Origin of the sequence: Hathewaya limosa, assembly GCF_030815255.1 — a bacterium.
Taxonomy (GTDB): domain Bacteria; phylum Bacillota; class Clostridia; order Clostridiales; family Clostridiaceae; genus Hathewaya; species Hathewaya limosa.
On the sequence record NZ_JAUSWN010000001.1, the window covers coordinates 73,598 to 91,298 of the forward strand.

The 17,701-nt window shown below is 26.9% G+C and carries 15 protein-coding genes; 13 read left to right on the forward strand and 2 right to left on the reverse strand.

The window, feature by feature from the left end; translation table 11 throughout:
* The first annotated feature begins 15 nt into the window (after positions 1-15).
* Complete coding sequence (locus QOZ93_RS00295; protein WP_307354683.1) at positions 16-1,185, forward strand: galactokinase; 1,170 nt, start codon at positions 16-18, stop codon at positions 1,183-1,185.
* A 177-nt stretch (positions 1,186-1,362) separates the two neighbouring features.
* A complete protein-coding gene (locus QOZ93_RS00300) occupies positions 1,363-3,441 on the forward strand; it encodes a methyl-accepting chemotaxis protein (RefSeq protein WP_307354684.1) in 2,079 nt (692 codons plus the stop codon).
* Between the two features lie 73 nt (positions 3,442-3,514).
* Here the strand turns inward: QOZ93_RS00300 and QOZ93_RS00305 are convergent, their stop codons facing one another.
* Entirely contained in the window at positions 3,515-4,636 is a 1,122-nt protein-coding gene (locus QOZ93_RS00305) for a glycosyltransferase family 4 protein (RefSeq protein WP_307354685.1), read from the reverse strand.
* A 130-nt stretch (positions 4,637-4,766) separates the two neighbouring features.
* Between QOZ93_RS00305 and QOZ93_RS00310 the strand changes: the two genes are divergently transcribed.
* The 4 genes from QOZ93_RS00310 to glpQ all read left to right on the forward strand — a co-directional run bounded on the left by QOZ93_RS00310 (position 4,767) and on the right by glpQ (position 9,220).
* Entirely contained in the window at positions 4,767-5,768 is a 1,002-nt protein-coding gene (locus QOZ93_RS00310) for a CotS family spore coat protein (protein ID WP_307354686.1), read from the forward strand.
* Positions 5,769-5,791: 23 nt separating this feature from the next.
* A complete protein-coding gene (locus tag QOZ93_RS00315; protein WP_307354687.1) occupies positions 5,792-6,553 on the forward strand; it encodes a protein kinase family protein in 762 nt (253 codons plus the stop codon).
* Between the two features lie 17 nt (positions 6,554-6,570).
* Positions 6,571-7,596 (forward strand): CotS family spore coat protein, encoded by a 1,026-nt coding sequence (locus QOZ93_RS00320; protein WP_307354688.1) that lies wholly within the window; start codon positions 6,571-6,573, stop codon positions 7,594-7,596.
* Between the two features lie 523 nt (positions 7,597-8,119).
* Positions 8,120-9,220, forward strand: coding sequence for a glycerophosphodiester phosphodiesterase (glpQ, locus tag QOZ93_RS00325; protein WP_307354689.1), 1,101 nt, complete (start codon positions 8,120-8,122; stop codon positions 9,218-9,220).
* Between the two features lie 193 nt (positions 9,221-9,413).
* Here the strand turns inward: glpQ and QOZ93_RS00330 are convergent, their stop codons facing one another.
* Positions 9,414-10,526, reverse strand: coding sequence for a glycosyltransferase family 4 protein (locus tag QOZ93_RS00330; protein WP_111943926.1), 1,113 nt, complete (start codon positions 10,524-10,526; stop codon positions 9,414-9,416).
* 132 nt (positions 10,527-10,658) lie between these two features.
* Between QOZ93_RS00330 and QOZ93_RS00335 the strand changes: the two genes are divergently transcribed.
* The 7 genes from QOZ93_RS00335 (at position 10,659) to QOZ93_RS00365 (ending at position 17,693) form a co-directional block, all read left to right on the forward strand.
* Positions 10,659-11,672 (forward strand): CotS family spore coat protein, encoded by a 1,014-nt coding sequence (locus QOZ93_RS00335; RefSeq protein ID WP_307354690.1) that lies wholly within the window; start codon positions 10,659-10,661, stop codon positions 11,670-11,672.
* 112 nt (positions 11,673-11,784) lie between these two features.
* The gene (gene yabG / locus QOZ93_RS00340) at positions 11,785-12,744 is read left to right on the forward strand and encodes a sporulation peptidase YabG (protein WP_111943924.1); all 960 of its coding nucleotides are present in this window, start codon (positions 11,785-11,787) and stop codon (positions 12,742-12,744) included.
* 179 nt (positions 12,745-12,923) lie between these two features.
* Positions 12,924-13,160, forward strand: coding sequence for a Veg family protein (locus tag QOZ93_RS00345; protein ID WP_307354691.1), 237 nt, complete (start codon positions 12,924-12,926; stop codon positions 13,158-13,160).
* A gap of 191 nt (positions 13,161-13,351) precedes the next feature.
* A complete protein-coding gene (locus QOZ93_RS00350) occupies positions 13,352-14,911 on the forward strand; it encodes a DUF3794 and LysM peptidoglycan-binding domain-containing protein (protein WP_307354692.1) in 1,560 nt (519 codons plus the stop codon).
* 168 nt (positions 14,912-15,079) lie between these two features.
* Entirely contained in the window at positions 15,080-15,928 is an 849-nt protein-coding gene (ispE, locus tag QOZ93_RS00355; RefSeq protein WP_307354693.1) for a 4-(cytidine 5'-diphospho)-2-C-methyl-D-erythritol kinase, read from the forward strand.
* Between the two features lie 86 nt (positions 15,929-16,014).
* The gene (locus QOZ93_RS00360) at positions 16,015-16,206 is read left to right on the forward strand and encodes a CLC_0170 family protein (protein WP_111943920.1); all 192 of its coding nucleotides are present in this window, start codon (positions 16,015-16,017) and stop codon (positions 16,204-16,206) included.
* A gap of 26 nt (positions 16,207-16,232) precedes the next feature.
* Complete coding sequence (locus QOZ93_RS00365) at positions 16,233-17,693, forward strand: spore germination protein (RefSeq protein ID WP_307354694.1); 1,461 nt, start codon at positions 16,233-16,235, stop codon at positions 17,691-17,693.
* Positions 17,694-17,701 lie beyond the last annotated feature (8 nt).

The following is a 17,701-nucleotide window of genomic DNA, read 5'->3' on the forward strand; positions in this document are numbered from 1 at the left end:
AAAGGGAGTTATAACATGGAATGTAATGAACTTAAAGAGAAATTTATTGAGGTTTATGGCAATAACTCTACAGATGAGATACAATATTTTCATTCACCAGGAAGAGTAAATCTTATAGGTGAACATATAGACTATAATGGAGGACTTGTTTTTCCTTGTGCTTTAGATTTTGGAACATATGCTTTAGTTAGAAAAAGGAATGATTCTAAGGTTAAATTATCATCTACCAATTTTAAATTACAGATAGAAGTGGATATAAATTCAATTGAATATAAGCAAGAGGATGATTGGGCAAATTACCCTAAAGGAGTAATTAAAGTAATAATGGACAAAGGATATAAAGCTAGCGGGATGGATATATTAATTAGTGGTGATATACCTAATGGTGCAGGCCTATCTTCATCAGCATCTTTAGAAGTTTTAATAGCACATATTGTAAATGTACTATTTAATAATGGAAAAATTAATATGATAGATTTAGTTAAGTTCTCTCAAAAAGCTGAAAATAAATTTGTTGGCGTAAATTGTGGAATTATGGATCAATTTGCGGTAGGTATGGGTAAAAAAAATAAGGCTATTTTGTTAAACTGTAATACTTTAGATTATATGTATGCAGATATAGATTTAAAAGAATATACCCTAGTACTTATGAATACAAATAAAAGAAGAGCATTAAATGAGTCTAAGTATAATGAGCGAAGAAGTGAATGTGATAAGGCATTAGATATTATAATAAAAGAAAAAAATATAAGTAATTTGTGTGAGCTTTCAAAAAAAGATTTTCAGCAATATGAGACATTATTAAAAGATGAAGTTTTAAGAAGAAGAGTAAAGCATGTAGTTTTTGAAAATATAAGAGTAAAAAAGGCATTTGAGGCATTGAATAATGGCAATTTAAGAGAGTTTGGAAATTTATTAATTGAATCACATAATTCATTAAAAGAATTATATGAAGTTACGGGCAAGGAACTAGATACTATAGTTTATGAGGCGTTAAAAATAGAAGGATGCATAGGAGCAAGGATGACAGGTGCAGGATTTGGTGGATGTGCTATAGCACTAGTTAAAAAGACTGAATTGGACAAGTTTAAAGAAGAAGTTAGCCGGGAATATAAAAAAGTTATAGGATATGAACCAAGTTTTTATTTTAGCGGTATAGGAGAGGGAACACGAAAATTATCATAATAATTAAAAAGGTGTTTTGGAAATATTTTAAAAATTTCCAAAACACTTTTTTGTTAAAAATGTAAATAAATTTAGTAAAAAGTTTAAGTATTTTATATTAATATACGAAATATATTAGTGATCAAAATACATATAAATTTATTTATAAACATATGAAAATTTTCAAGGGGGATACATATGGTAATAGGTGATATAAGAAGAAAATTTAAAAATAATGTTTCTCTTAAAGGAAAAACACTAATATTGACAATTTCTATATTAGTTATATTTTTTATAGGAACAAGCTTATTTAGTTATCTTAGTGCTAAAAATTTATTATTGAAAGAAATTGACGATAAGTTATATAAACAAATAGAGGCAATTTCAAATTCTATTAGAATTAAAGTTTTAAATAATAGTAAAGTTGTTCAATCATTAGTAAAGTCATCAGAATTTTTTACAGGTAAAGATTTAAATGAATATGGAGAATTAATAAAGGGAAATTTACAATTAAATGAAGATACTTTTGGTATGGGAATTTGGTTTGAAAAAAACAAATATAAAGCTAATATAGAGCAGTTTGCACCATATGTATATAAAAAAGATGGTAGCTTAAAAGTGGAAAATGGAGCTAGACAATATCCTCAGTATACCAAAGATGATTGGTATATAATGGGGAAGAATACGGAAAAAGGACGAGTTGGCTGGTCTAATGCTTATCCAGATCCAATAACTAATATAAATATGGTAACAATATCAAGTCCTTTTTATAATAAGAGTGGAGAATTCATTGGAGTAGTAACAGGTGATATAGATATAAATAATATTATAGGTATGATTAAAAAGATTAAGGTTGGAAAATCAGGAAGGGCATTTTTGATTTCAGAAAATGGAGAGTATATCTCTGATGAAGATAGCAGTAAAATAATGCATGTAAATATAAAATCAGATTCTAATAAAGGATTGGCAGCAATTTCTAAAAAAATTTTAAGTGAAAAAAGTGGAGAATTAAATTTTAAGGATATTAATGGAACAAGTAAAGTTGTATTTAAAGAAATACCAGAAACTAGATGGAGAGTTGGGATTATATTACCATTATCAGAAGTTAATGCGCCTTTAACAAAATTAATAAATACAATCGGAATAATAGCAATAATAGCTCTTATAATAACAATTATATTTATTTTAATGGGTATAAAATATTTAATGAATCAGATTATTAAAGTAAATGATTTAAGTAAATCTATGTCTCAAGGAGATTTTACTAAAAATTTAGAGGTTGATTCTCAAGATGAACTAGGACAGATGGTAATTAATTTAAATACTATGGCCAATAAGCTAAGGACAATGTTTTTAAAAGTTAATGCAAATGTAGAACAGGTAGTTTCCTCTTCACAAGAACTTTCGGCTATAGCAGAAGAAAATTTATCTATGGTTGAACAAAATTCTAATTCTATACAGGAACTGGCAGAAGGATCAGAAAAAATAGAAGAATTGACTAGAGAATCATTAGATATTGTTAATGAAATAAACAAAGGGGTAGAGCAAATAACTAATAATATCCAAGAGGTAGTAAATGCATCAGAAGAAACTTCACAAATTGCGGATAGAGGAAAAGAGGCTGTAAAAAATGCAGTTGAACAAATGGATAATATAGAAGCTTGTGTAAGTGAGTCAGCTGATGTAATAGATATATTAGGAACAAAATCACACAAGATAGGAGATATAGTATCTCTTATAGAAAGTGTTTCTGAACAAACTAATTTACTTGCTTTAAATGCCGCTATAGAGGCTGCGAGAGCAGGTGAACATGGAAAAGGGTTTGCGGTGGTTGCTGATGAAGTAAGAAAATTAGCAGAAGAAACTAAAAGTGCAACTTGCGATATTAGTGTTATAATAAAAGAAATTCAAAGTGAAGTAAAAAAAGCTGTGGTTAGCATGGATGAAGGTAAAAAACAGGTCCAAAATGGTAATGTTATTGTACATGATGCAGGCGAAGCATTTGCTAATATATTTATGTCTATAGAAAATGTTTCAGATCAAGTACATCAAGTTTCTGCCGTAATAGAGGAATTGTATGCAGGAATGGGAAATATGGTGGCCTCAATTGAAAATATGGCTAATATTTCAGTAGTTTCAACACAATCTACCGAAACTATAGCTGCTTCATCACAGGAACAAAAAGCTTCCATGGATGAGGTTGCAGAATCAGCACAGTTACTTTCAAATATTGCAATGGATCTACAAGAGGATTTTAGCAAATTTAAAGTTGAATAATAGTTGTATTTAAAAAGAACCTTAGAAGATAAAAAAAAGTAGCTTCTAAGGTTCTTTTTTATGTTCAGATCTATTACTTTTTTGAATATATTTTCTCATAAGCATCCAATGTTAATTTTGAGGTTCTTGTCCATGAGAATTCTTTTGCTCTTTTCTTAGATTTTTTGCTTAGGTTCTTCTGTAGTTCTTCGTCATTTAACAAAGTTTCTATGGAGTTTTGAAGCTCATTAAGACTATAGGGATTAATTAAAAGTCCACTATCACCTACGACTTCTGGTATAGAAGTTATATTTGACGAAATTACTGGAGTTCCACAACTCATAGCTTCTAAAGGAGGGAGTCCAAATCCCTCATATAATGAAGGGTATATAAATGCAGTAGATGCGTTATAAAAAATTGGAAGTTCTTCTTCCGGAATAAACCCTGCGAATATAATATGTTTCTCCATATTTAAGTTTTTAACTAATTTTATTAATTTTTGACTACTATCACGATAAGAACCTAGAATTACTAGAGAAAATTCTTCTTTTAAGTTTTTATAGGCTTTAGAAAAAGCTTCTATTAGTGAATGTACGTTTTTTCTATCACTAAATCCTCCTAAATAAAGAGCGAATTTGTTTTTGATATTATATTTTTTACTTATAAAATCAAAACAATCTTTTTTATCTAATGGTTTAAAAATTTCATTAGCGGCTAGGGGGGTTACAAAAATTCTATCTTTTTCTATAGGAAAAAATCTAAGTATATCTTGTTTTGAATATTCAGAAACAGTTAAAATACCACCAGAATTCTGAATTATTAAGGGCATTTCTTTTAAAAATTTATTTAGATATCCTCTTCCTACAGTTTCTGGCATTATATATGGTATTAGGTCATGTATGGTTACAAATTTTGTACAATCTATTTCATCGCTTAATCCAATTCCGTTTTGAGGGATATGGTATATATCAATTTTTTCATTTTTAAAATTAGATGGGAAAAAATATTGTTGAAAAAATCTGTGGTGTTTTGATGAGGTCATTATACAATGACAATTTTCTTTTATATATTTCTTATAACCACTTCCAGACCAATATAAGTAGTAATTATTATTAGTTTTAAATTTTAAAAGATTTTTTAAAAGGTTATTTGTATATGTTCCTATGCCGGTTCCATGATACCAGTTTATCCCCCTACAATCTATAGCAACTTTCATGAAATCACTCCTTAAAATTTATAAAATATCCCTTATATAATAATATATTAATATATGTCTAAAAGTGTGCTATCACAATAATTAAATAGTTTTCATATATTGAAATAGAGTAATTATGTGGGGGTAATATATGTTTGATGAAGTAAAAAAAATAGTGGAAGAAAACTATGAACTTAAAGTAGAGCACATTGAAAAAATAAAAAATGTATATAAAATTAAGTCTTTAAATAATTATTATTCTTTAAAGGTAATAAAATATGAATTTGCACATTTTTATTTTATAATTAGCGCTATGAAGCATCTACAAAATAATGGATATAAGGGAGTCCCTAAATTTATATTAACTAAAGATAATAAAGAGTATATAAACTTTTATGACAAATATGCATATTTAAATCCATGGTTGGAATGTAGACAAAGCAATTATGATAATTTAATAGATGTTTATTTAGCAGCCAAAAATTTAGCCGAGTTTCATAAGAAATCTGTGAATTTTCAGGTTGAGGATAGTATGAAACCTAGAGTAGGATGGTTTAAATGGATTGAAACCTTCAATACTAGAAAAAATGAAATTTTAGATTTTAAAAATACAATAAGTAAAAAGAATAAGAAAACGGACTTCGATTTTCAATATGAAAAAATCATGGATGATGAATTAAAAAGATGTGATAGATCTATTAAACATATAAAAGAAAGTAAATATTCCGAACTTATGCATAAAGAAATTTTAAACAAAGGTTTTTGTCACCATGATTATGCTAATCATAATGTTTTAATTGATAAAGACAATAAGATTTATGTTATAGATTTTGACTATTGTATTTTAGATACTCATTTGCATGATTTGAGTAGCCTAATTATTAGAAAAATGAAAAATGGAAAATGGAATTTAAATAATGCTAAAGATATTTTAAGGGTATATGATCATATATATGCTATTTTACCGGAGGAGTTAGAGGTAATGGCTGCTTTTATAGAATTTCCTCAGGCATATTGGCAATTAGGAATTCAATATTATTGGGAACATCAGCCTTGGGAAGAAGAGTTCTTCTTAAAAAAATTAAATCGTATTAGATTAGATAGAGAAGAGAGACAAGAATTTGTAGATCAGTTTAAATACATGAGTATTTAAAAATTTATAGAGGTGAGTTTATAGTGGATTATACTATGACTTTTAAGGAATATTTGGAAACACAGGATATAAGAGTAATGGATAACATAGATATAAAGATTAAGGTTAAGAATAAAAATTTATGCGAAAAAGACGTATTTAAACACATAGAAGCTTTAGCAGATTTTCATTATAAAACTATGGGGTTTCAGGACTACTTGAAAGGAAGATTGGATAATAAAATAGGTAGAAAGGTAGAAGAGTATAAAGTAAGTTTAAAAAGATTAAAGAGAGATTTAAATAATATAAATAAACATGAAGATTTAAATTCCTTTGAAAAACGATTAATGATTGAGGCACCTGAATATATAGGACGAGCCAATAATATTATCAGAATCATAGATAATCAATTTTATATAAATTTTATTATAAGAAGTATGGGGAGAAAAGAAGTATGCCTTTCTAATGTATGGTTAAATAACATTATTTGTGATAATAAGAATATATATGTTAAGGATATTAGTGATGCGTGTTATAACCTAGTTGAGATGGATTGTGTTGAGTTAATAAAAAAACTTAGAAAAAAAGGATATAAAGATTCCTGTATAAATGTATGTAAGTATTTTTGTAGTACAGAAAATTTAGGTTATGAAAATGAGAGGTTTATCTTGGCAATGGCTTCATTTCCAGAAGAATTCATGAAGATCTGTAATAAATATAGAAATAAAAAGAAAAATTGGGGAATAGATAAATATATGGACAGGTTAGATAAGGCTATTTTAGAGGATGGTGAAAGCTTAATTTAAAAAGAGGTGATTTTGTAATGTTAGATACAAAATATAAGGATAGGGAATATTTAAAAGAGTATTGTTTAGATGTTGAACTTTTTTTAAGATTTGATTTAGATGTAATAGATGTTATACCAGTAAGAAAAGTATTTATTGTAATAACAAAAGATGGACAATATATACTGAAAAAGTTAGACTATTCCATTGAAAATTTAGAGTTTATAAATAATGGGTTAGAGTATGTTAGAAAAAATGGTTTTAATAATGTATTAAGATTTTTAAAAACCAAAGAAAATCAAATTTGTACGGAATATAAAGGTAATATGTATTGTATTATGGAACTATTAGAGGGAAGTGAAAGTGTTTATAGTAATCCTATTGATGTATTATTAGCTACTAAGTCATTGGGGCTTTTGCACAAGGCATCTAAAGGATATTATGGAAACTTAGAAGAAAAAGATTTTAGAGGAAATTTAAAAGAAAATTTACAAAAACAATTACAAGATATGAAATTTATCAAAAACACAGTTGAAAAGTATTTAAATAAAAATAACTTTGATAACATATTTCTTGAAAATATAGATCATCTTCTAAAAAGAGGCGAGGATAGTCTTTCTTATTTGTTAAATTCAAATTACCATAATATGATAAATGATAAAAATAAGGTAGCATTTTGTCATCATGATTTAGCACATCATAATATACTTATAAAAGATAATGAAGCATATTTTATAGATTTTGATTATGCCATTATTGATCTTAAAGTTCATGATCTTTGTAATTTTATCTTGAAGGTAATAAAAGATTTTGCATATGACATAGAAAAGGCAGAGGATATAATAAACGAATATAAAAAATATAATGATTTGGAAAAGGATGAATTAGAAGTTTTATATGGTTTTATGAGCTTTCCACATAAGACATTTACCTTAATTAGAAATTATTATTATAAACAAAAAAAATGGGAATATGATATTTTTGTTAATAAGTTAATAGATAAAACTCAATATATTAGAGAGGAAGAGGAATTCCTCGAATTATTTAAAGAAAGAATAATTTAAAAATATAATTAAATAAACAATCAATAACTGCAAACTACAGCTCAAGTATTATAAATATATGTTTGAGCTGTAGTTTTATTATGTAGATTAATTTATTGAAATTAATCTACATAATATAGGAAGTTGTATTAAAAAATCTGAAGAGATAGTGAAAAAAATCTCAATATAATATATGTAAGTCAAGAATTTATATAAAATTATAAATAATTTACAGTTTAAAATTCGACTTAACGTGAATAAAAATGGGATTTTATTATTAAAAATATTTACTTTAAATAAAAAATGTGTTATATTGTTTTTTGTCAAGATGATTTTTGTTAAAATAACATTAAAAATAAATTATAAATATTAATTTTTAAGATAAATTTTATTCAAATATTGTATTATAAATAAAAGAGAGTTTGTTATAAATAAAACAATTAACGGGAGCTTTAAGTGGCCATTTTTTAGTATAGAAGATATTTTAGTGTATCTTTTACACTGTTAAAATAATAAAACTGAAGAACTTAAAGGAGAGACTGATATGAAAAAGACGAAATTACTAGCAATTATTATGGCTTCATTTATGAGTATTTCAGCTGTTGGGTGTACACAAGCCAGTAAAACTCAAACTACTACAAATGCAACTACTACAAGTACATCTAAAACTACTGAGGCTATAAATAAAACTATAATAGCTCATAGAGGAGCTTCAGGTTATTTACCAGAACATACATTAGAAGCTTATTCTCTTGCTTATGCAATGGGCGCTAATTATATTGAGGCTGATGTATGTCTAACAAAAGATGGTGTACCAGTAGTAATGCACGATATATATCTTGATACTACAACAAATGTAGCTAAACTATTTCCAAATAGAAAAAGAAAAGATGGAAGATTCTATATAATAGATTTTACTTTACAAGAAATTAAAAAATTAAGTGTTAATGAGCGTGTTGATTATAAAACAAATCAAGCTATTTTTAAAAATAGATTCCCAGTAAACAAATCACATTTTGAAGTTCCTACATTAAAAGAAGAAATTGAATTAATTCAAGGATTAAATAAAAGTACAGGAAAAAATGTTGGAATCTATCCAGAACTAAAAAATCCTGAGTTCCACAAAGAAAATGGTCAAGATATTGGTAGCGTTACATTAAAAGTTTTAGACCAATATGGATATAATAACAAAGACTCAAAATGTTATATTCAATGTTTTGATACAAAATATTTAAAATATGTGAAAAATACACTTAAAGCTAAGTGTAAATTAGTTCAACTTATGGGTCTTCAATCTTGGGATGAAAATAAAGATGATAATGTTGCATACCTTTTATCTAAAGAGGGTTTAAAAGACGTTGCTAAATATGCTGATGGAATAGCTCCTTGGTTTGGTCAAATTATAAATGATGATGGAAAGTTAGAAAAAAGTGCAGATGTTACAAATCCAAATTTTGTTGAAGATGCACATGCAGCAGGACTTATAGTACATCCATATACTGTTCGTAAAGATGAATTACCTAAATATGCTAAAGATGCTGATTCTCTACTTAGAAAATTATTATTTGAGGCAAAAGTAGATGGTTTATTTACTGACTTTACTGATTTAGGTGTTAAAGCAGTTAAAGAAGGACCTTTAAAATAGAAAATAATTATAAATATTTAACGATAAAATTTATAATTAATGATTTTTAACTTAATGACTCCTATAAATATAAAATTTTTTATATTTGTAGGAGTCATTTTTTATTGTTATAACAAAACAATAGATATTTATATAATTGATTACAAACTAATATAATTAAATTTTGCGGTAGTTCATAATAAGTATTTTTTATTTATAATATAGATTTATATGCGTCAATTGTATTTTTTACTGTGTTTTGCCAAGTTAATTGTGAAGAACGCTTTAATCCTAAGGAGATTAAAGTGTTTTTTAGTTCTATATTATTTAAAATTTCTAGCATAGCTTGTGAAAGTTCAACAATATCTCTAGGATTTATTAACATAGCAGAATTTCCAACTACTTCAGGTATAGAAGTTATATTAGAAGCAATAACAGGTACACCACAAGACATAGCTTCTATAGGGGGAAGGCCAAATCCCTCATATAAGGAGGGATATACGAAAAGTTCACAAGCATTATATAAATAGGGCATAAACTCCATAGAAATAAAACCAGGGAATATAACAGAATTATCTAGAGAAAGTTCATTTACTTTATTCTTATATATTTCGTATGAAAATCCTTTCATACCAGCAATAACTAGCTTTATATTTTTTTTATAATTTTCTTTAAATAAAGAAAATGCTTCAATTATACCTAAGATATTTTTTCTAGGACTAAATCCACCTACATAAAGTATGAAATCGTCATTTATACCGTAATTTTCTTTGATTAATTGTTTACTTAAGTTTTTATCTAGAGGTCTATAAATATTTTCACTTGCTAAGGGGGTTACAAAAATATTTTCGGGATTATAATTAAAAGTTTTAGATATATCTTTTTTTGAAAATTCAGAAACTGTAATTATTGCTTTGGAATTAGAAATAATTTTTGGAATATATTTATTAAATATAGATAAAAATTTATTACTAACAGTTTCAGGTAATTTACATGGAATTATATCATGTAAAGTTATAATATAAGAACAATCCTTGTTTATAGGAAGGCCTATACCGTTTTGAGGAATGTGATACAAGTCAAGATTTAAATTATCTATGTTATTAGGGATTTTTACTTCATCCCAAAAATTATTTTTAGTATTTTCTGTAGTAGAAATATATTCTATGTTGTTATAAGAAGGAAAAGTAATATTTTCAGGTAAATGAACATAATAATTAAAATTATTAGGGGTTTTCCCAAGGAAATTTATGAGTTCATAAGTATAGGTACCAATTCCTGTACCTCTATACCATTTAGCAGCTCTTCCATCAATACCAATTTTCATAATAAAACTCCTTAATAATGAATATAATTTATTATATTAAAAGTTTTATGCTTTTGTTAGTAATTATATAATTAATTAATTCTAAATTAGTAGGTAACGACATATAAATTTTTACAGGGGGTGTATTTAAAGATGATGAGAGAACTAGAAATTGAAAGACAATTTGATGTTAAAATTGAAACCATGATTCCTAATAAGGGAATATACGAATTAAATACAAATAAGGGTAAAAGATGCCTAAAAAAAATTAATTATGGAGTTCAAAAGTTATATTTTATTTACGGAGCCAAAGAGCATTTGGTTAAAAATGGATTTAATAACATAGATAGATATTTTTTAAGTGTAGATGAAAATCCTTATGCTATTGTAAATGAAGATATTTATACGCTTTCAGAATGGATTGAAGGAAGAGAATGTGATTTTAAAAATGATGAAGATATAGTTTTAGCGGCTAAAAGGTTAGCAGAACTTCATATAGCTTCAAAGGGATATGAACCACCAGAGAATAGTAAGTTAAAAACTGACCTAGGTAGATGGCATTATCTTATGGATAAGCGAATAAATTCATTTGGAAAAATGCGAAATATGGTAAGAAAAAAGAAGAATAAAAAATCTGATTTTGATATTGAATATATTAAAGAAGTAGATTTTTATAAAGATTTAGGTGTTAGAGCTAAGAATATATTAGAAAATTCCAAGTATGATGAATTATGTTTGGCAGAGGAGGAAGCAAAAGGGTTTTGTCATCATGATTTTACTTATCATAATATTATTATTGGAGAAAATAAAAATGTTAATGTTGTAGATTTTGATTATTGTAAAAGAGAACTTAGCGTGTACGATTTAGCTAACTTTATTACTAAAGTACTAAAAAGAAGAGAATGGGATATGGAAATTTGTAAAATGATTATTGAATCATATAACTCAGTAAGAATATTAAAGGAAGAGGAGTATGAAGTTTTATTTGCATTTTTAATGTTCCCTCAAAGATTTTGGAGACTTTGCAATAGATATTATTATAATGAGGCTAGTTGGATCCAAAATACATTTGTAAATAAAATTAATTCTTTGGTAGAGGAAAAAGAAGATTATGTTAAATTTATAAATGAATTTAAGGAGTATTATGAACAAAAGGAATATAATTAACTTATATAATACGGCCATGTAAAGGTGTTTACATGGCTATATTTTTGTTCGCACTTTATTTAAGGTTTTTGCATACAATGTATAAAGAAAGTTAATTTGGGGGCTAGGAGTAATGGACATAGGTGACTTAGTTGTAAGAAAGTCTTATGGAAAAGATATAACATTTAAAATTATAGATATTAAAGAGGCTAAAGATGGGAAAAAAATATGTATTTTAAAAGGGGTTAATTTAAGGATTGAGGCTGATGCAAGAGAAGACGATCTAGAGAAAGTTATAGGTAATAATTTAAGTAAAGCAGATATTATATTTAATGAAAAGATAAATGCCTCTATTAGAAAGGTTATAGCAGAAAGAGAAGAAGAAAATAAAGCTATTATGGTGTCTATGTCAAAAAAAAAGCTACAAAAGCTAAGAAAAAAAAGAAAAGAAAAAGAAAAATCCAAGCAAAGAGAAGTAGAAAAAATAAAAGAAGAACAAGGAAATATAGTAAGTAAGAATTTAACATTTGGTAGACCAGGAAGAATACTTCATGTAGATGGAGATGCAGAATATCTAGAAGTATGTTTAAAAACATATAAGCAACTTTCATTACAAGCAGTTGGAAGAGCAATAGCTGAAAAAGATCAACCAGATAAAATTTTGGAGATTGTTAATGAAGTTAAACCAGATATAGTAGTTATAACAGGTCATGATGGTATGATAAGGCATACTACTGATTATATGGATATGGACAACTATAGAAATACAAAATATTTTGTAGAAACTGTTAGAAAGTTAAGAGAATATCAAAGTAGTTATGATGAATTAGTTATTTTTGCAGGGGCATGTCAATCATGTTATGAGGCTATATTGGATGCAGGTGCAAATTTTGCAAGTTCCCCTAATAGAGTGTTAATTCATTGTTTGGATCCAGTGTTAGTGTGTGAAAAGATAGCTTATACAAATATTGAAAAAATAGTGCCTATAAAAGATGTTATAGAAAATACTATTACAGGTATAAAGGGCATAGGGGGGTTGCAAACCAGGGGGAAATATAGGGAAGGATTTCCTAAGTCTTCCTTTATTAAATAGAATATGATATAATATATTTAGAAGTAGAGTAAAATAAGCTATGGTTTTACTCTATTTTTGTAAAGATACTTTTGGAGGGTTTATTCCTAGTATTATATGTATAATTTTTAAATGAAATACTAATACTAAGAATAAAATAGTGGTTAAAAATTAAACCTTTAGAAAGAGGGTGTATTTTAATGGAAGCTAATAACAAGTTAGATGTAATTAAGTCAGAAGTTAAAAGTCACGTTGGAGAAACGGTTAATTTAAAAGATTTAGGTGGAAGAAAAAAAGTCCTTATTGAAGATGGAGTTTTAGAAAAGGCCTATTCTAGTATTTTTACAGTAAGAGTTAATGGTGATTTTGAAAGAAGATTGACTTATAGTTATTCAGATATTCTTACAAACACAGTGCAAATTCAATACACAGTCTAAATAAAAAATAAAATTCTGAATACATATTCATAACTCTTAACCTTTTATCATATCTAATAAAATCAAATATATAATTTAAATAATTCCCAAAAATCATAAAAATAATTTACAAAATAAAATATATTCTTCATAAAATCTTAAAGTACAGTATATACATTAATAGTAGGTATTTTAAGAAAGGGGAATAGAAAATGGAACTTATCAAAGAGAATATAGAGTATGAACAACTGTTGGGAGAAAATTGTGCAGACACAGTGTTAAGAGATGAATATGTTATTCCAGATACACATCCAGATGTTGGAGAAATTTTAATGTTGGATGCTAGAACAAGGGTTACTAGTGTTCAAGTTCTTCAAGACAAGGTTTTTGTAGAAGGAGTAGTTGATTATAATTTAATGTACTTAAATAAAAATGAAGGAGTTTCAGAAGTACATGGTGTAAATTATTCTACAGCATTTACAAATAATATTGACTGTAGAGGTGCTCTTTCAGATATGAATTGTGATGCAGAATGTTTTGTTGAACATATGGAATGTAGTATAGTGAATGAAAGAAAAGTTTGTATAGAAGGAATAATAAAATTAAAAACAGAGATTTATAATAAAAGAGGTTATGAAATAGTAAAAGATGTAGAAGGTTCTGATGATATTCAATTTTGGAAAGAACCTATCCAAGTTGATAAGGTTATAGAAAATATTTCTACAGATTTAATGGCCGAATCTCATATGAAGGTTCCTATGGAAAAACCTCAAATCGATAAAGTTATGAAGTGGAATGTTAATCTTCATAAAAAAGATGTTAAATTATTAGAAGGTAAATTAAAAATAGAAGCTTGGGCGAATATTAAAATTTTATATAAAGCACCTGAAAATAACAGAGACATATATTCTATAGAAGACGATGTTTTAGTACAAAAAGAGGTATCAGTTGAAAAAATAAAAGAAGGAATGAATAATTATACTTCTTATGAAATTTTAGATTTAGATTATGTTACTAAAGAAGATGACTTAGGTGAGAATAGACTTATGGATATAGTTTTAATGTGCAAAGCTAATACTACTATAATGAATAAAGAAGAAATACAAATTATAGAAGATGCTTATTCTCCAAGTATGTTATTAGGCATGGAAAAACAAAAATATGATATGAATATTATTCAAAATCAAGTTTGCGTTGAAAAAGTTATAAGAGGAGACATAGAAGTTGACATGGAAATGCCTTCTCCAAGAGAAATAATACTTTGTAAATCAACACTAAATGTCACTGATAAAAAGATTGTAGAAGATAGAGTTGTTATAGAAGGGGTTATGGATGTAACAGTCTTATATAGAAGTAATGAGGAACAAACACCTATATATTGTATACAAGATCAGATACCTTTCAGTTCACCAGTTGATATGCCAGGAACTAAAATTCACATGCAAGCAGTTTCAAAAATTTCACTTGAAGATGTGGCGGCAGATATTCAAGCAGGTAATATATCAGTAAAAGCTGTTGCTAAGGTTTATGTTAGGGTGAATTATATTGAAAGCAAAGAATTTTTAATTAATATAGGTGAATCCGAGGGAGAACTTCCAAAGAAAAAAGCAAGCATTATTATATATGTGGTACAAAAAGGTGATACCTTATGGAAAATAGCTAAAAGATATAATACAACTATAGAAAATATTGTTAAGGTTAATAACATTGAAGAGCCTGAGAAGCTTAAAGAAGGAACAAAATTAATCATTCCAGGAAGAGCTATTATATAGTAAAGTATACATTATTAAAATTAAATAAAAGCACATAAAAAACGCCTTATGTTGTAATAAACTTTAAATAAGTTATATAATGTAAGGTGTTTTATTTTTGAACATACTTTAAAAAAATAATGTTATAATATTATAATAAATAACATTAAGGAGGATTCTGGTAAAAATATGATTTTGAAAGCGTATGCAAAGGTTAATTTATCCTTAGATGTAGTTGGTAAAAGAGAAGATGGGTATCATCTTTTAAGAATGATTATGCAACGAATTGATCTATATGATGTAATAGAAATGGAGAAAAATAATTTAGGAACTATAAGGATATTTTGTGATAAACCTTATGTTCCTATTGATAATAGAAATTTAGCCCATAAAGCAGCGAAAATTTTTATGGAAAAGTATAATATAAAAGATGGTGTTGATATAAAAATCCAGAAAAATATTCCTGTAGCTGCAGGGCTAGCAGGTGGAAGTTCTGATGCCGCAACAGTTTTAAGAGGAATGAAATATTTATTTAATAAAGTTGATATTATGAAAAATGAATTAATGGAATTAGGACTGTCTATAGGAGCGGATATACCTTATTGCATTCAAGGTGGTACGGCTTTATGCGAAGGAATAGGAGAAAAAATAACTACTTTAAGACCTTTTAAGAATGTAATAATGGTCTTAATAAAACCTAATTTTGGGGTTTCAACTAAAGAGGTGTATAAAGCTTTAGATATAAATAAAATATTTAAACATCCTAATACGGAAGGAATTATAGAAGCCATGGATAATAGAAATTTAAGATTTGTGGCGGATAGCATGAAAAATGTACTAGAAAATGTAACTATAGGTTCTTATCCAGCTATAGGTAGTATAAAAAAAGAGATGTTAAGTAATGGAGCTATAGGAACCTTAATGAGTGGAAGTGGTCCTACGGTATTCGGAATATTTGATGATATGTTAAAAGCACAAAGAGCTTATGAATATTTTAAGGAAAATTACACAGAAGTTTTTATAACTAGGACTATTTAATACATTTGAATAATTTAATAAATATTAGCGAAAACTATTTAAGTAATTAAACACTTAGATAGTTTTTTTGTTTAAGGAGAATTTAAATGAAATATATAGATTTATTTGATAAGTATTTTCTTATATTAATGATAGTTATAAGTTTTGTAGCTATTAAATTTGATTCAAAAGAGTTTCAAAAGCAGGGAAGAGATAAAGAATGTAATCAATCTAAGATTTTAGGGTATTTTATACTTGGTATATCTATTGTGTTATTTATAATTAAAACTATTTTATAGAAGTAAGTACAAAAGGAAGTGAGGATTTGAAGGAAGAAATCAAAGAACAAATAAGAGAAAAAGCCGATGAAAATTTAAATTATTTAAAAAAATTATTACAGGGAAATTCAGATATAGTTTTTAGAGAATATTTTATACAAAATAAAAAAGCTGTTTTAGTATACATAGATGGAATGGCTGATAAATTGCTTTTAGACAAATATGTAATAGAACCTATGATGCAATGTTTAAAAGAAATAAAAAATGCACGAGAACTTAAAGATAGAATTATTGAAGTTTCGGATATTAAAGAAGTAGATAAAATGGCTCAAGGTGTTCAAAGTATGCTTTCAGGTGATACTTTAATGTTTGTAGATGGGCTAAAAGTTGCATATGTTATAGCTACCCGTTCTTGGCCAGCAAGGGGAGTTTCAGAACCTTCTGGAGAAACTGTAATAAGAGGTGCTAGAGAAGGCTTTGTTGAAACTATTAGATTTAATACAGCTTTAATTAGAAGGAGAGTTAGAGATACAAGACTTAAAATAGAACCTAAAACTGTAGGAGTAAGATCTAAAACTGATATGGCAATTATATATATTGAGGATATTGTAAATAAGGAAGCCTTAAAAGAGTTACAAACTAGAATGAAAGATATAAATATAGATGCAGTTTTGGATAGTGCTTATATTAGTGAATATATTGAGGATAATAAATATTCTCCATTTCCACAAATACAAAGTACTGAAAGACCGGATGTGGTAGCAGCGGCTATTTATGAAGGAAGAATAGCTATATTGGTGGATAACTCTCCGTTTGCTATTATTATACCAGCAACAATGGCTAATATGTTTCAATCTCCAGATGATTATTATCAAAGATGGATGGAAGGTTCTGTTCTTAGAATGCTTAGATTTATTTCTATTTTTATTACATTGCTTTTACCAGCGCTCTATATAGCTGTAACTTCTTTTCAAACATCTATAATACCTACAAAATTAGCCTATTCCATAGCAGCATCTAGAGAGGGAGTACCTTTCCCGGCATTTATGGAAGTTATTATTATGGAAATAAGTTTATCACTTCTTATAGAGGCAATAGCGAGGCTACCTAAGCCTATAGGAGCTACAATAGGAATTGTAGGTGGATTAATAATAGGTCAGGCAGCAGTTGGAGCAGGTATAGTAAGTCCTATTATGATTATTATAGTTGGATTAACAGCTATTACTACATTTATAACTCCTAATTATGAAATTACTTCAGCCTTTAGGTTTATTAGATTTTTTCTTATAATTTTATCCTCTATATTTGGATTATATGGAATAATGCTAGGATTAATTTTAGTTTTAATTCACCTTATAAAATTAAAAAGTTTTTCAATTCCATATTTAGCACCATTGGTTAGTCCTAATTTTAAAGATTTTAAAGATTTATTTCTTAGACTACCAATTAAATTTTTAAAGGAAAGACCTGAATACATGCATACAAAGGATAAAATAAGACAAAAATAATTTTTATT

Bases quoted from the DNA above. Each gene is read 5' to 3' on its own strand.
- QOZ93_RS00335 (WP_307354690.1), top strand. From the start codon at position 10,659: ATGATGAGAGAACTAGAAATTGAAAGACAATTTGATGTTAAAATTGAA.
- QOZ93_RS00320 (WP_307354688.1), top strand. From the start codon at position 6,571: ATGTTAGATACAAAATATAAGGATAGGGAATATTTAAAAGAGTATTGT.
- QOZ93_RS00310 (WP_307354686.1), top strand. From the start codon at position 4,767: ATGTTTGATGAAGTAAAAAAAATAGTGGAAGAAAACTATGAACTTAAA.
- QOZ93_RS00295 (WP_307354683.1), top strand. From the start codon at position 16: ATGGAATGTAATGAACTTAAAGAGAAATTTATTGAGGTTTATGGCAAT.
- yabG (WP_111943924.1), top strand. From the start codon at position 11,785: ATGGACATAGGTGACTTAGTTGTAAGAAAGTCTTATGGAAAAGATATA.
- QOZ93_RS00305 (WP_307354685.1), bottom strand. From the start codon at position 4,636: ATGAAAGTTGCTATAGATTGTAGGGGGATAAACTGGTATCATGGAACC.
- ispE (WP_307354693.1), top strand. From the start codon at position 15,080: ATGATTTTGAAAGCGTATGCAAAGGTTAATTTATCCTTAGATGTAGTT.
- QOZ93_RS00300 (WP_307354684.1), top strand. From the start codon at position 1,363: ATGGTAATAGGTGATATAAGAAGAAAATTTAAAAATAATGTTTCTCTT.
- glpQ (WP_307354689.1), top strand. From the start codon at position 8,120: ATGAAAAAGACGAAATTACTAGCAATTATTATGGCTTCATTTATGAGT.
- QOZ93_RS00360 (WP_111943920.1), top strand. From the start codon at position 16,015: ATGAAATATATAGATTTATTTGATAAGTATTTTCTTATATTAATGATA.
- QOZ93_RS00350 (WP_307354692.1), top strand. From the start codon at position 13,352: ATGGAACTTATCAAAGAGAATATAGAGTATGAACAACTGTTGGGAGAA.
- QOZ93_RS00345 (WP_307354691.1), top strand. From the start codon at position 12,924: ATGGAAGCTAATAACAAGTTAGATGTAATTAAGTCAGAAGTTAAAAGT.
- QOZ93_RS00330 (WP_111943926.1), bottom strand. From the start codon at position 10,526: ATGAAAATTGGTATTGATGGAAGAGCTGCTAAATGGTATAGAGGTACA.